The following is a 13,770-nucleotide window of genomic DNA, read 5'->3' on the forward strand; positions in this document are numbered from 1 at the left end:
GGAATTTTCTCTGCGGCCGGGAACGCCGTGGCAGTCGATCATCGCATGCTGCCACCGCCGATTCCTCCCGCGTAATCCTTGAACCACGCCGCCCGATGAGCGGTGAATGAGGACTGTAATGAGCAAGACTAACGCTGAACTGATGGCCCGCCGTACCGCTGCTGTACCACGTGGTGTTGGCCAGATTCACCCGATCTTCGCTGAGTCGGCGAAGAACGCTACCGTGACTGACGTTGAAGGTCGCGAGTTCATCGACTTCGCCGGCGGTATCGCTGTGCTGAACACCGGCCACGTGCACCCGAAAATCATCGCGGCCGTGACCGAACAGCTGAACAAGCTGACCCACACCTGCTTCCAGGTGCTGGCCTACGAGCCGTACGTTGAGCTGTGCGAAAAGATCAACGCCAAGGTGCCAGGTGATTTCGCCAAGAAGACCCTGCTGGTCACCACCGGTTCCGAAGCCGTGGAAAACGCCGTGAAAATCGCCCGTGCCGCCACTGGCCGTGCCGGCGTGATCGCCTTCACCGGCGCGTACCACGGCCGCACCATGATGACCCTGGGCCTGACCGGTAAGGTCGTGCCTTACTCGGCCGGCATGGGCCTGATGCCAGGCGGCATCTTCCGCGCGCTGTACCCGAACGAGCTGCACGGCGTGAGCATCGACGACTCGATCGCTTCCATCGAACGCATCTTCAAGAACGACGCCGAGCCGAAAGACATCGCTGCGATCATCATCGAGCCTGTGCAGGGCGAAGGTGGTTTCTACGTCGCGCCGAAAGAATTCATGAAGCGTCTGCGCGCCCTGTGCGACCAGCACGGCATCCTGTTGATCGCTGACGAAGTACAAACCGGCGCTGGCCGTACCGGCACCTTCTTCGCCATGGAACAGATGGGCGTTGCTGCCGACCTGACAACCTTCGCCAAATCCATCGCGGGCGGCTTCCCGCTGGCCGGTGTCTGCGGCAAGTCCGAATACATGGACGCCATTGCCCCAGGCGGCCTCGGCGGCACCTACGCTGGCAGCCCGATCGCTTGCGCTGCGGCCCTGGCCGTGATGGAAGTGTTCGAAGAAGAGCAATTGCTGGACCGCTGCAAGGCCGTCGGCGAGCGTCTGGTAACCGGCCTGAAGGCTATCCAGGCCAAGTACCCGGTAATCGGTGAAGTGCGTGCCCTGGGCGCGATGATCGCGGTCGAGCTGTTCGAAAACGGCGACAGCCACAAGCCAAACCCGACCGCCGTTGCGGCTGTCGTGGCCAAGGCGCGTGACAAGGGCCTGATCCTGCTGTCCTGCGGCACCTACGGCAACGTTCTGCGCGTACTCGTACCGCTGACCTCGCCGGACGAGCAACTGGACAAAGGTCTGGCAATCATCGAAGAGTGCTTCTCGGAGCTGTAAGCCCCGGCACTGTGTGATCGGCTAGACAAAAACCCGCTTCGGCGGGTTTTTTTACGGCCCTGAGACACGTCAAACGCTTTTGCGCTGTATCGAATGGCCAGCATTGGCTAAGGTTCAGGCATTGCAAGGGAGAGCGCGCATGACTGCCGTTGATTTACCCGCCGTACCCCGAGTGCTGATTGCCGAGGCCGATCCGTGGTCCCGGGACCTGCTCAAACAAGTGTTGCTGAACGTGCGTTGCGACGCTCGTGTGGACCTGTGTGCCGATGGCCAGCAAGCCCTGTCGCTGCTCAGCGAAGTGCCGTATGACCTGGCGATCGTCGATTGGGAATTGCCCGGCATCGATGGCTTGAACGTGCTGCGCAGCGTGCGGCAGCGCAAACGTAATCCGCCGCTGCCGTTCATTCTGATGAGCAGCCGCAACGACAGCGCCAGCGTGCGTGAAGCGCTGCCGCTGGCCCCCACGGCCTACCTGACCAAACCGTTGAACATGGAAAGCCTGACCGAGCGTTTGCAGGGCTTGCTGCTCAATGCGGGCGAAGAGGTGTTCTGCGAAGTGCCGGCCCTGGCGCCGGGCATGACCTTGTCGGTGTTTCTTGAACGCCGCCGCGAGCAGGCCGATGGTGCACCGTTGATGACCGATGTGCAGGTGGCGGTGAAACGCAGCCTGAACCCGCACGGCCTTGATCTGAAACTTCTGGAAGAAGAAATCCGCACCGATCCACAGATCACTGCCGTGCTGATCGCGGCGGCCAACAGCGCGGCGCAGCATCATGGCGCGGCGGTGCAGACCCTGGGCCAGGCCCTGCAGCGGCTCGGCACCGGGCAGAGCATGAACCTGATCCTCGGCCTGGCACTCAAGCGCAGTGCCAGACTCAGCGACCCGTGCCTGGCGGACTACGCCGAGCGCTATTGGGGGCTGTCGCTGCACACCGCCGAATACGCCCGCACCTTGGCGCGCCTGCTCGATCTGGATCAGGAACGCTGCTATTGCGCCGGCATGTTGCATCGCCTCGGCGATCTGGCGTTGCTGCGCTGTTTGCAGGAATGGAAACAGGCTGGCGGCGAACTGGATGAGTGGGAGGAGGTGGGCGATGCGCTGGCGGAGTTTGGTGCGGCCTACGGTTCGGCGTTGCGCACCCGCTGGCGCTTGCCGCTGGAGTTGCGCGAGCTGATTGCTGCGGTCTACCAGCTCGGGGGTGGGGTTTACTCCCGTGAATCGCTGGTGATGAACATGGCGGCGCAGATGGCCCGCCTGACCGAGCATGAGGGCATCGAGGAGCTGGCCAAGAGTCGCACGGCGCGGCTGCTGAAGATCGGGCTGCCGGAATTGATGCGGATGCGCAAGTAACCGAATTTGCACAAAACCCCTGTAGGAGTGAGCCTGCTCGCGATTGGATCTGGCATTCAACAATGATACTGACTGAAATTGCGCGATCGCGAGCAGGCTCACTCCTACAGGGTTATGGGTTTAGGCGGACACCGGTGTTCAGGCAGAAATGATCCGGTTCTTGCCCTGCCGCTTGGCCTCATACATCGCCGCATCCGCCCGGGCGAACAGGCTGTCGAGGCTGTCGTCGCCATCCGTGAGGCTGGTCAGGCCCTGGCTGACGGTGATGCCGAACGTCTGCCCGTCATGGCTGAACCTCAAGCGCTGAATCTCCTGCTGCAGCCGCTCGGCCACTTGCATCGCCATGTCCGGTGCGCAACCGGGGAACACCGCGGCGAACTCTTCTCCGCCAATGCGTCCGAACAGATCGCCCCGACGTAACGAACTGCGTCCGCAGTCGGCGATCCGCTGCAATACGTTGTCGCCCTCCTGATGACCGTAGCTGTCGTTGATCAGCTTGAAGTCATCGATGTCCAGCAGCAGGAAGGCCAGTGGCGCACCTTGCAGGCGCGCCTCTTCGAACTCGCGATGGGCGCATTCGAAGAAGTGCCGACGGTTGCTGCTCTGGGTCAGAACATCGGTGGTCGCCAGGCGATGCAGCTCGGTTTCCATCTGTTTCTTGTCGGTGATGTCCTCGGCGATGCCGACAATGATCACCGGTTGCCCGGGCTCGTCCTGACGGTTGATGAAGCATTTGTCGCTGAGCCAGCGCACCTGGCCGTCGGCGGCGATGATCCGGTATTCGCGGTCTTCCACCGCGCCCTTGTGCAGCACTTCGGCAAGGCTGCGCTCAGCGTAATCCAGGTCGTCGGGGTAGATGCTGTCGCGCCACTGGTGGTGGTCGGCGAGCAAGAGTCCCGCGGAGCGCCCGAAAATCCGTTCGTAAGCGGGGCTGACGTACAGCACCTGACGGGTTTCCCAGTTGAATGCCCACAGCACGGCGTTAACGCTCACCAGCAGTGAGCTGAACAGCTGTTCGCGCTCGCTCAGCCGGGCGACTTCGCCTTGGGCGTGCATCAGCGCCATCAGCGTTTGCGCGGCCTCGGGCCACTGCGCAAGGGATGAGTCTTTTTGATTGTTGTTGACCATCGGCACATATCTCAAGTGTGTGCCGCGATTTCGACAACGGCCACAGTACAGCCCGCCGGGGTGGCGAAGTGTCTTTGAGATAGGGCTTTCGGTGCTAAGTTCCGCGCATTTGTGGCAGGGGAGCTTGCTCCCGCCGGGCGGTAGGGGTGACGCGTTTCAGCAATGAGAACGCGTCGTCAAATGTGCGCCAGCTTCGCTACTGATCGGGGAGGAATCCCCCGCCACAGGGGATTCCTTGCTGCCCGTCATGCTGCGGCAGGACGCAACGAGTAGGTTTTCAACTGGTCGGCGAATTCACGCAGGGACTGGATGCCGCTGGCCTCGGCCTCGTGCACCCATTCCTTGATGGCGGCGAGCATGTCGTGGCCATTTGCGCTGGTCTTGACCCAGATCTGCTGCAGGGCCAGACGTTTTTCGTAAATTACCTTCAGCGCCTGGCTGTGCTCGAGCATGTTCTGGATGCGCAAGTGATGACGGTCTTCCAGCAGGCTGGTTTCCCGCGATAGCAGGCGTTTGGCCCGATGGAATTGATGGCGTACCGAATGATCGACCTTATCCAGCTCCTGCTTGACCAGCGGGGCGATCACCAATTTGCGGTACTGTGCCATGATCTGGAAGCGGTTGTTGAGGATCGCCATGGCGGTGTCCATGTCCAGATGACCCTTGCCTTCGACGCGATGGGCGATCGGCGCCACGCGCTGCACCTTGGCCAGCCCGAGAAAGCTGAAGACCTTGATCCACGCCCAGCCCAGGTCGAACTCCCACTTCTTCACCGACAGCTTGGCCGAGTTGGGGTAGGTGTGATGGTTGTTGTGCAGTTCTTCGCCGCCGATCAGGATGCCCCACGGCACCAGATTGGTCGCCGCGTCGCGGCATTCGAAGTTGCGGTAGCCGATGGCATGGCCCAGACCGTTGACCACGCCGGCAGCCCAGACCGGGATCCACATCATCTGGATCGCCCAGATGGTGATGCCGATGGTACCGAACAGCAGCAGGTCGATGACGCCCATGATCGCCACGCCCAGCAACGGATAGCGGCTGTAGAGATTGCGCTCGATCCAGTCTTCGGGGCAGTTCTTGCCGTAGATGCGCAGGGTCTCCGGGTTCTCGGCTTCGGCGCGGTACAGCTCGGCGCCTTTGCGCAGTACGGTGGACAAGCCCTTGATGACCGGGCTGTGCGGGTCATCTTCGGTTTCGCATTTGGCGTGATGTTTACGGTGGATGGCCGTCCACTCGCGGGTGTTCTGTGCCGTGGTCAGCCACAGCCAGAAGCGGAAAAAGTGTTTCAGGCCGGCATTCAGCTCAAGCGAGCGATGGGCCGAGTAACGGTGCAGATAGACGGTGACGGCGACAATTGTCACGTGGGTCATCAGCAGGGTGACTGCGACCAGTGACCAGGCCGACAAGCCAAGAAAACCTTCGTACCACATAGGCTATAGGGCCCTCGAAAAAGAAAAAAACAGCCGTTGCATTATCACCAAGCACACAGATAAAACCAGTCGCCCTTTCAGATAAGAGTCGCTGGATGTTTCTTGACCTATAATTCCAACCTTTTTTGTAGGGACATGGACAGCCGAATGCCTGCCACTTACCGCGATGCCTTGCGTGCAGCGCTGCTTTACCTGGTGCTTGCTGTCGTCTGGCTGCAGGGCACTGGTTACTTATTGAACAGTTTCTTTGATCAGTCTGTCGATCTGCAGCGATGGCAACTGATCAACGGTTACGTCTGGGCGGCGCTGAGTACCGGGCTGATCTTTCTGGCGCGCCTGCGTTTGTGTGAGTTTCTCGGCATCGGTGCACGGTTGCGCGAGCGTCAGGCTGACCGTGAGCGCCTGCGCCAGGCTGCCGCGGTTTTCGACTGTACCCGCGAAGGAGTGCTGGTCACCAACCGCGAAGGCCTGATCGTGCACGTTAACCGCGCGTTCATGGAGATCACCGGCTACCAGTACGAAGAAGTCCTCGGCCATCAGCCGAGTCTGTTCAAGTCCGGCCACCATCCGCCGGGCTTCTATCAGGCGATGTTCGCCACACTGCAGGCCCACGGCGAGTGGAGCGGGGAAATCTGGAACCGGCGCAAGAGCGGTGAGATTTATCCACAGTGGCAAACCATCCGCGTGATTCACGATGATCAGGGGCGGCTCAGTCACTACGTGGCGGTGTTTTCCGACATCAGTGCAATCAAGGACTCCGAACACGAACTCAAGCACCTCGCCCACCACGACCCGCTGACCGATCTGCCCAATCGCCTGCTGTTCAGCGACCGCGCCGAGCAGGCGCTGGCGTCGGCGCAGTTGCACAAGCGCGGCTGCGCCTTGCTGATGATCGATCTGGATCACTTCAAGATGATCAACGACAGCCTCGGCCACAACGTCGGCGATCGCTTGCTCAAGGCGGTGGCGGCGCGCCTGCAGGACCTGTTCGGTCCCGGGATTACCCTGGCGCGGCTCGGCGGTGATGAATTCGCGGTGCTGGCGGAAAGTTGTCCACAACCGGTCCAGGCGGCGGCGCTGGCGCAGCGCATTCTCGATGCGCTGAAGGAGCCGGTTCGCATCGACCAGCATGAGCTGTTCATCAACGCCAGTATCGGCATCAGCCTGTTCCCCAGCGATGCATTGAGTGCCGATCAACTGCTGCGCAATGCCGACGCCGCGCTGTTCAAGGCCAAGAGCAGCGGGCGCAACGGTTATGCGTTGTACACCGAAGAACTGACCGCCCATGCGCAGCAACGGGTCGAGATCGCTTTCGAACTGCGCCGTGCCCTGGAGCAGCAGGAGCTGCGGGTTTTCTATCAACCGGTGCACGACCTCAAAACCCGTCGCCTGATCGGTGTCGAAGCGCTGGTGCGCTGGCAGCATCCGCAGCGGGGGCTGGTGTCGCCGGCGGAATTCATTCCGATTGCCGAGCGCACCGGGCTGATTGCCGAAATCGACGCTTGGGTCATGCGCGAGGCGTGTTCGCAGATGTGCCAATGGCAGCAGGCCGGGATTGGGCTGTCGTTCGTCGCGGTGAACGTATCGTCGCGGCTGTTCGCCCGGCGCGAGCTGTACCAGCAGGTGGCGCAGGTGCTGCACGAAACCGGGCTGAACCCGGCCTATCTGGAGCTGGAAGTCACCGAAAGCGCGGTGATGGACGACCCGGAAGTGGCACTGGAACAGATGCATCGTTTGCGCGAACTGGGCATTCGCCTGGCCATCGACGATTTCGGCACTGGCTATTCGTCACTGCTGCGGCTCAAGCGCCTGCCGGTGCAGAAGCTCAAGATCGATCAAGGCTTTGTCGCCGGGCTGCCCTTGGACGAGGACGATGTGGCGATCGTTCGAGTGATCATCGCGCTGGCCCGCAGCATGGGCATGCAGGTCCACGCCGAGGGCATCGAGCAGGCGGAGCAGGCGGCGTTTCTGCTGGAGCAGGCATGTGATCTGGGCCAGGGCTACTGGTTTGGGCGGCCGGTGCCTGCGGGGGAGATTGATTGGGCGCGGGCACCGTTTATCGGCTGAATCCGATCCTGTGGCGAGGGAGCTTGCTCCCGCTGGACTGCGTAGCAGGCCCAAAAAAACGGCGAGTGCTTCGCACTCGAGCGGGAGCAAGCTCCCTCGCCACAGGGGGAGCGGTGTTCTTTCATAGCGGGAACACCGCGCAAACCCTTGCCCCGTCAGATAATGTTTTCCAGTTATATAAACATTCTTAAATAGTCTTTTTAAGAATATCTGTGCCTCTCTTATATTGCTCCCACGCCGAACGCAGTGCGGCCCACTGCCAGGCATATCCCATTCAAAGGAGCAGCACCATGAGCGCATCCCTTCGCAGCGTTGACGGTCAGGACGAAACCACCATTTTGCGTGAAATCCAGAGCGCTCTGCGCGATCTGCGATTTGGCGCGGTGGAGATCACTGTGCACAACGCTCAGGTCGTGCAGATCGAACGCAAAGAGAAATTCCGTTTGCAGCAGCCGGGTAAGCAACCGGGCTGAGTTGAAGATCAAAAGATCGCAGCCTGCGGCAGCTCCTACAGGGGGCTGTGTGTAGGAGCTGCCGAAGGCGGCGATCTTTGAATGAGCAACCCGATTCCAGCCACACATAAGAAAAAGCCACCACCCAGAATTCCAGGAGCTTTCACCATGTCGTCGATTCGCCGTTACGCTTTGGCCGCCCTGGCCAGCGCTGTGTTTGCCGGTTCCGCGGTTGCCAAGGATTACGAACTGCTCAACGTATCGTACGACCCGACGCGCGAGCTGTATCAGGACTACAACGCTGAATTCATCAAGTTCTGGCAGAAGGACCACGCCGGCGACAGCGTGAAAATCCAGCAGTCCCACGGCGGATCGGGCAAGCAGGGCCGCGCGGTGATCGACGGTCTGCGTGCCGACGTCGTGACCCTGGCGCTGGCCGGTGACATCGACGAAATCGCCAAGCTCGGCAAGACCCTGCCAGCCGACTGGCAGAAGCGTCTGCCGGACGCCAGCACCCCGTACACCTCGACCATTGTGTTCCTGGTGCGCAAGGGCAACCCCAAAGGCATCAAGGACTGGGGCGACCTGGTCAAGAACGACGTCTCGGTCATCACCCCGAACCCGAAAACCTCCGGCGGTGCGCGCTGGAACTTCCTCGCCGCGTGGGCCTATGGCCTGAAAGCCAACGGCGGCAGCGAAGAAAAAGCCAAAGAATACGTACAGAATCTGTTCAAGCATGTGCCCGTGCTGGACACCGGCGCCCGTGGTTCGACCATCACCTTCGTCAACAACGGTCAGGGTGACGTGTTGCTGGCCTGGGAAAACGAAGCCTTCCTGGCGCTGAAAGAAGATGGCGGCGCCGACAAGTTCGAAATCGTCGTGCCGTCGCTGTCGATCCTCGCCGAGCCACCGGTGGCCGTGGTCGACAAGAACGCCGAGAAGAAGGGCAACGAGCAGATCGCCGAAGCCTATCTGAAGCACCTGTACAGCCCGGCCGGTCAGGAGATCGCCGCGAAGAACTTCTACCGCCCGCGTGACAAGGACGTGGCGGCGAAGTACGCCCAGCAGTTCCCGAAACTGGAACTGGTGACCATCGACAAGGACTTCGGCGGCTGGAAATCCGCGCAGCCGAAATTCTTCAATGACGGTGGCGTGTTCGACCAGATCTATCAGGCGCAATAATCTGAGCAGAACCCGGACTCAATGTGACGAGGGAGCAAGTCGGGCCGCCGCACCGTCCCGCTTGATTGCGCAGCGCTCATAAGAATTAGGGACTGCTGCGCAGTCCAGCGGGAGCAAGCTCCCTCGCCACACAACCAAGGACTTTTATGTCGCGTCGTATCTCCCCCGTCATACCCGGCTTCGGGCTGACGCTGGGTTACACCTTGGTGTACCTCAGCCTGATTGTGCTTATCCCGCTGGCGGCGATGTTCGTCCACGCCGCCCAACTCACCTGGGATCAGTTCTGGACGATCATCTCCGCCCCCCGCGTGCTGGCCGCTCTGAAGCTGAGCTTCGGCACCGCACTGTGTGCCGCGATCATCAACGGCATCATCGGTACGCTGCTGGCGTGGGTGCTGGTGCGCTACACCTTCCCCGGGCGCAAGGTGATCGACGCGATGATCGATCTGCCGTTTGCCCTGCCGACAGCCGTTGCCGGTATTGCCCTGACTGCGCTGTACACCCCGACCGGCCTGGTCGGGCAGTTCGCCGCCGACCTCGGTTTCAAGATTGCCTACACACCGTTGGGCATCACCCTCGCGCTGACCTTCGTGACCCTGCCGTTCGTGGTGCGCACGGTGCAACCGGTGCTGGCCGATATCCCGCGTGAAGTCGAAGAAGCGGCCGCCTGCCTCGGTGCGAAACCTTTGCAGGTGTTCCGCCATATCCTGCTGCCGGCATTGTTGCCTGCCTGGCTGACCGGTTTTGCCCTGGCCTTCGCCCGGGGCGTCGGCGAGTATGGTTCGGTGATTTTCATTGCCGGCAACATGCCGATGAAAACCGAGATCCTGCCGCTGCTGATCATGGTCAAGCTCGACCAATACGATTACACCGGCGCCACCTCCATCGGCGTGCTGATGCTGGTGGTTTCCTTCGTCCTGTTGCTGCTGATCAACTTGCTGCAGCGGCGCATCGAAACCCCATAAGGAGGCGCGAACCATGTCCCAATCGTCTATTGCGGCCGCGTCCTCGGCCAACGCTGCGCGCCGTGGCAGCGCCACTTCGCGCAGGATCCTGATCGGTCTCGGCTGGCTGATCTTTTTCCTGTTTCTGGTGTTGCCGCTGTTCATCGTGGTGTCGCAGGGCCTGAAGAACGGTCTCGGCGCATTCTTCACCGCGATCTTTGAACCGGATGCGCTGTCGGCGCTGAAACTGACGGTGATCGCGGTGCTGATTTCGGTGCCGCTGAACCTGGTGTTCGGGGTCAGCGCCGCGTGGTGCGTGAGCAAATATTCGTTCCGTGGCAAGAGCATGCTGGTGACGCTGATCGACCTGCCGTTCTCGGTATCGCCGGTGATCGCAGGTCTGGTCTACGTGCTGATGTTCGGCGCTCAGGGCCTGTTCGGACCGTGGCTGCAGGATCACGACATCCAGATCGTCTTCGCCCTGCCGGGCATCGTGCTGGCGACGATCTTCGTCACCGTGCCGTTCGTGGCCCGCGAGCTGATCCCGCTGATGCAGGAACAAGGCACGCAGGAAGAGGAAGCCGCGCGGCTGCTTGGCGCCAATGGCTGGCAGATGTTCTGGCACGTCACCGTCCCCAACATCAAGTGGGGCCTGATCTATGGCGTGGTGCTGTGTACCGCGCGGGCCATGGGTGAGTTCGGTGCGGTGTCGGTGGTCTCCGGGCACATTCGCGGGGTGACCAACACCTTGCCGCTGCACGTCGAGATCCTCTACAACGAATACAACCACGTGGCCGCGTTCGCCGTGGCGAGCCTGTTGCTGATCCTGGCGCTCTTCATCCTGCTGCTCAAGCAGTGGAGCGAAAACCGTATCAACCGCCTGCGCGCCAGCGCCGCGGAGGAATAATTCATGTCGATCGAAGTGCGTAACGTCAGCAAGAATTTCAATGCGTTCAAGGCGCTGGACAACATCAGCCTGGATATCCACAGCGGTGAGCTGGTGGCGTTGCTCGGCCCGTCCGGCTGCGGCAAGACCACGCTGCTACGGATTATCGCCGGCCTGGAAACCCCGGATCAGGGCAACATCGTATTCCACGGCGAAGACGTCTCCGGCCACGACGTGCGTGATCGCAACGTCGGTTTCGTGTTCCAGCACTACGCGCTGTTCCGTCACATGACGGTGTTCGACAACGTCGCGTTCGGCCTGCGCATGAAACCGAAAAACCAGCGCCCGAGCGAAAGCCAGATCGCGACCAAGGTCCACGAACTGCTGAACATGGTGCAACTGGACTGGCTGTCGGATCGCTACCCGGAGCAGTTGTCCGGCGGCCAGCGTCAGCGTATTGCCCTGGCCCGCGCGTTGGCGGTGGAACCGAAGGTCCTGCTGCTCGATGAGCCGTTCGGCGCCCTCGACGCCAAAGTGCGTAAAGAACTGCGCCGCTGGCTGGCGCGCCTGCACGAAGACATCAACCTGACCTCGGTGTTCGTGACCCACGACCAGGAAGAAGCCATGGAAGTCGCCGACCGCATCGTGGTGATGAACAAGGGCGTGATCGAGCAGATCGGCTCCCCGGGCGACGTCTACGAAAACCCGGCCAGCGATTTCGTTTATCACTTCCTCGGCGACTCGAACCGCTTGCTGCTCAGCGACGACAACCACGTGCTGTTCCGCCCGCACGAAGTGTCGTTGTCCAAACATGAACTGGAAGATCACCACGCCGCTGAAGTGCGCGATATCCGCCCGTTGGGCGCGACCACGCGAGTGACGTTGAAGGTGGAGGGGCAGACGGATCTGATCGAGGCCGAAGTGGTGAAAGACCACGACAGCCTGATCGGTCTGGCCAAGGGTGAAACGCTGTTCTTCAAACCGAAGGTCTGGCAGAAAGTCGCCAGCCTCTAAAATCAAAAGATCGCAGCCTGCGGCAGCTCCTGCATTGGAATGCGTTTCCCCTGTAGGAGCTGCCGCAGGCTGCGATCTTTTAAAGCGGCCTAAGCCGCCGCTTTGCCATTCGGATTGACCCGCACCACCCCCGCCCGGGCCTCGATCTGCTCTTTCAACTCATGGCGCATCCCGAGCAGGAACGCCAACTCGGCCACGACAAACAACGGCCCGACAATCAACCCGCTCACGTCATCGACAAACGCCGGTTTGCACCCTTCATAGTGGTGCCCGACAAACTGGATCACCCAGCCGATCACGAACATCGCCAGCCCGCTGCTGAGCCAGACCATGGTGCTCTGCTGCGCCAGCGCATGCCCGGCCCAGACCGACAGGCCCATCAGCAGTGTCATCAGAACACCCAGCTTCAGTTCCAGGCGCAGGTAAAACCACGCCGAGGCCAGCGCCAGCAGCACCGCCGGCGATAGCCACAACCCGCCCAGCGCCCATTGCGGCCGCGACAACAACACTGCCACGGCCACCACGATCAGCGGAATGCCGATAAAGTGGCTGGCGATGTTGCGCGGGTCGCGGTGGTAGGCGGCGTATTGACTCAAGTGATCGACGAGGCTTTTCATTGTTGTTCCTCCTGTAGGGTGAGAGCAGCATGCCCCGGGTTCGGCGTTCGCTCTGTCAGGCAGGCGACAATTGGGAGTGTTCATGAATAAGCGTTCACAGCTGATGACCGGGCAATGGTTCAGTCATCTGCCGGCTTCCTTTCAGGATAGTCTGCTGGCGGCGGCCCGGGAGCGGCGGCTGACGGCGGGGCAACGGCTGTTTCAACGCGGCGATGCACCGTGCGGTTTGTACGCAGTGCTCGACGGCGCGATCCGTATCGGCGCGGTGAGCGAGCAGGGCAAGGAGGCGTTGCTGAGCGTGGTGGAAGCGCCGCACTGGTTCGGCGAAATCTGCCTGTTCGACGGTCAGCCGCGCACCCATGACGCTTATGCGGTCGGGCCGTGCACCTTGCTGAATATTCCGCAGGCCACGTTGCTGAAAATCCTCGATGAACAGCCGGTGTACTGGCGCCATCTGGCATTGCTGATGAGCCACAAACTGCGCCTGACGTTCATCAACCTTGAACAGTTGAGCCTGCTGCCGGCCCCGGCGCGCCTGGCGCATCGCTTGCTGATGATCGCCGAGGGCTACGGCGAACTCGACCCGCCGCGGCGGGTGCTGCAATTGCCACAGGAACAGCTGGCGTCGATGCTGTCGCTGTCACGCCAGACCACCAATCAGATCCTCAAGGATTTGCAGGGGCAGGGGATTATCGGGTTAGGGTATGGCGAGATCGAAATTCTTGATGCCGTTCGCTTGCGGGCGCTGGCCACACTCTAAAACCTCGTACCGATCCATTGTAGGAGTGAGCCTGCTCGCGATAGCGGTGTGTCAGCCAACACATCATCAACTGATACACCGTTATCGCGAGCAGGCTCACTCCTACAGGGAAACGTGCGTGGCTTACGAACCGCGATAGGTCGAGAAACCATAAGGGCTGAGCAGCAGCGGGATGTGGTAGTGCTGGTCAGTCTGCTTTACCTGGAAAATCACCGGAATCTCCGGGAAAAACGTCTCACGCTTGGCCTTCTCGAAATACTCGCCGGTCTTGAACACCACCCGGTATTCGCCCGCCTCGAACGGCTGTTTGGCCGGGAACAGTTCGGCGATGCGCCCCTGTTCGTTGGTGGTGCCCTGAGCCAGCGGCTGCCAGTTCTGGCCGACGTGTTTTTCCAGGGTGACGTTGATTCCGGGCGACGGCAGGCCGTTTTCCAGATTGAGCACGTGCACGCTCAGTGGGTTGCCGGCGGCCAGCGCCAGGCTTGAAATGGCGCTCAGGCCGAGTGCGGCGAAGGTCATGCGCAGGGTGGTCATGGTCAGTCT

At 61.2% G+C, this 13,770-nt stretch carries 13 protein-coding genes; 9 read left to right on the forward strand and 4 right to left on the reverse strand.

Annotated elements, in window-relative coordinates:
* Window positions 1-118 precede the first annotated feature (118 nt).
* The gene (gabT, locus tag HBN98_RS16285) at window positions 119-1,396 is read left to right on the forward strand and encodes a 4-aminobutyrate--2-oxoglutarate transaminase (protein ID WP_083367365.1); all 1,278 of its coding nucleotides are present in this window, start codon (window positions 119-121) and stop codon (window positions 1,394-1,396) included.
* A 139-nt stretch (window positions 1,397-1,535) separates the two neighbouring features.
* Window positions 1,536-2,747 carry a response regulator gene (locus HBN98_RS16290; RefSeq protein WP_083367364.1) on the forward strand — a complete coding sequence of 404 codons (1,212 nt, stop codon included), beginning with the start codon at window positions 1,536-1,538 and terminating at the stop codon, window positions 2,745-2,747.
* A gap of 138 nt (window positions 2,748-2,885) precedes the next feature.
* On the opposite strand, the gene HBN98_RS16295 is transcribed toward HBN98_RS16290, so the two are convergent.
* Both HBN98_RS16295 and desA read right to left on the reverse strand, forming a co-directional pair.
* Window positions 2,886-3,875 (reverse strand): GGDEF domain-containing protein, encoded by a 990-nt coding sequence (locus tag HBN98_RS16295; protein WP_064585426.1) that lies wholly within the window; start codon window positions 3,873-3,875, stop codon window positions 2,886-2,888.
* 245 nt (window positions 3,876-4,120) lie between these two features.
* Window positions 4,121-5,305: a delta-9 fatty acid desaturase DesA gene (desA, locus tag HBN98_RS16300; protein WP_083367363.1), complete on the reverse strand. Its 1,185-nt coding sequence runs from the start codon at window positions 5,303-5,305 to the stop codon at window positions 4,121-4,123.
* Window positions 5,306-5,452: 147 nt separating this feature from the next.
* Here desA and dibA point away from each other — a divergent pair, with 147 nt between their 5' ends.
* From dibA to HBN98_RS16330, 6 genes are all read left to right on the forward strand, one after another.
* The gene (gene dibA / locus HBN98_RS16305) at window positions 5,453-7,372 is read left to right on the forward strand and encodes a phosphodiesterase DibA (protein ID WP_083367362.1); all 1,920 of its coding nucleotides are present in this window, start codon (window positions 5,453-5,455) and stop codon (window positions 7,370-7,372) included.
* A gap of 290 nt (window positions 7,373-7,662) precedes the next feature.
* Window positions 7,663-7,845: a sulfur starvation response protein OscA gene (gene oscA, locus HBN98_RS16310; protein WP_034151822.1), complete on the forward strand. Its 183-nt coding sequence runs from the start codon at window positions 7,663-7,665 to the stop codon at window positions 7,843-7,845.
* Window positions 7,846-7,992: 147 nt separating this feature from the next.
* A complete protein-coding gene (locus HBN98_RS16315; protein ID WP_083367361.1) occupies window positions 7,993-9,006 on the forward strand; it encodes a sulfate ABC transporter substrate-binding protein in 1,014 nt (337 codons plus the stop codon).
* Window positions 9,007-9,152: 146 nt separating this feature from the next.
* Entirely contained in the window at window positions 9,153-9,971 is an 819-nt protein-coding gene (cysT, locus tag HBN98_RS16320) for a sulfate ABC transporter permease subunit CysT (RefSeq protein WP_007952818.1), read from the forward strand.
* 13 nt (window positions 9,972-9,984) lie between these two features.
* Entirely contained in the window at window positions 9,985-10,857 is an 873-nt protein-coding gene (gene cysW, locus HBN98_RS16325; protein WP_007952817.1) for a sulfate ABC transporter permease subunit CysW, read from the forward strand.
* A 3-nt stretch (window positions 10,858-10,860) separates the two neighbouring features.
* Entirely contained in the window at window positions 10,861-11,850 is a 990-nt protein-coding gene (locus tag HBN98_RS16330; RefSeq protein ID WP_003220514.1) for a sulfate/molybdate ABC transporter ATP-binding protein, read from the forward strand.
* Window positions 11,851-11,939: 89 nt separating this feature from the next.
* On the opposite strand, the gene HBN98_RS16335 is transcribed toward HBN98_RS16330, so the two are convergent.
* On the reverse strand, window positions 11,940-12,467 hold the full coding sequence (locus HBN98_RS16335; protein ID WP_083367360.1) for an Mpo1 family 2-hydroxy fatty acid dioxygenase: 528 nt from the start codon (window positions 12,465-12,467) through the stop codon (window positions 11,940-11,942).
* Between the two features lie 82 nt (window positions 12,468-12,549).
* Here HBN98_RS16335 and HBN98_RS16340 point away from each other — a divergent pair, with 82 nt between their 5' ends.
* Window positions 12,550-13,227, forward strand: coding sequence for a Crp/Fnr family transcriptional regulator (locus tag HBN98_RS16340; RefSeq protein WP_083367359.1), 678 nt, complete (start codon window positions 12,550-12,552; stop codon window positions 13,225-13,227).
* A gap of 123 nt (window positions 13,228-13,350) precedes the next feature.
* Here the strand turns inward: HBN98_RS16340 and uraH are convergent, their stop codons facing one another.
* A complete protein-coding gene (gene uraH, locus HBN98_RS16345) occupies window positions 13,351-13,761 on the reverse strand; it encodes a hydroxyisourate hydrolase (RefSeq protein WP_064585432.1) in 411 nt (136 codons plus the stop codon).
* Between the last annotated feature and the right edge of the window lie 9 nt (window positions 13,762-13,770).

It is taken from the genome of Pseudomonas koreensis, assembly GCF_012986595.1.
GTDB lineage: Bacteria > Pseudomonadota > Gammaproteobacteria > Pseudomonadales > Pseudomonadaceae > Aquipseudomonas > Aquipseudomonas koreensis.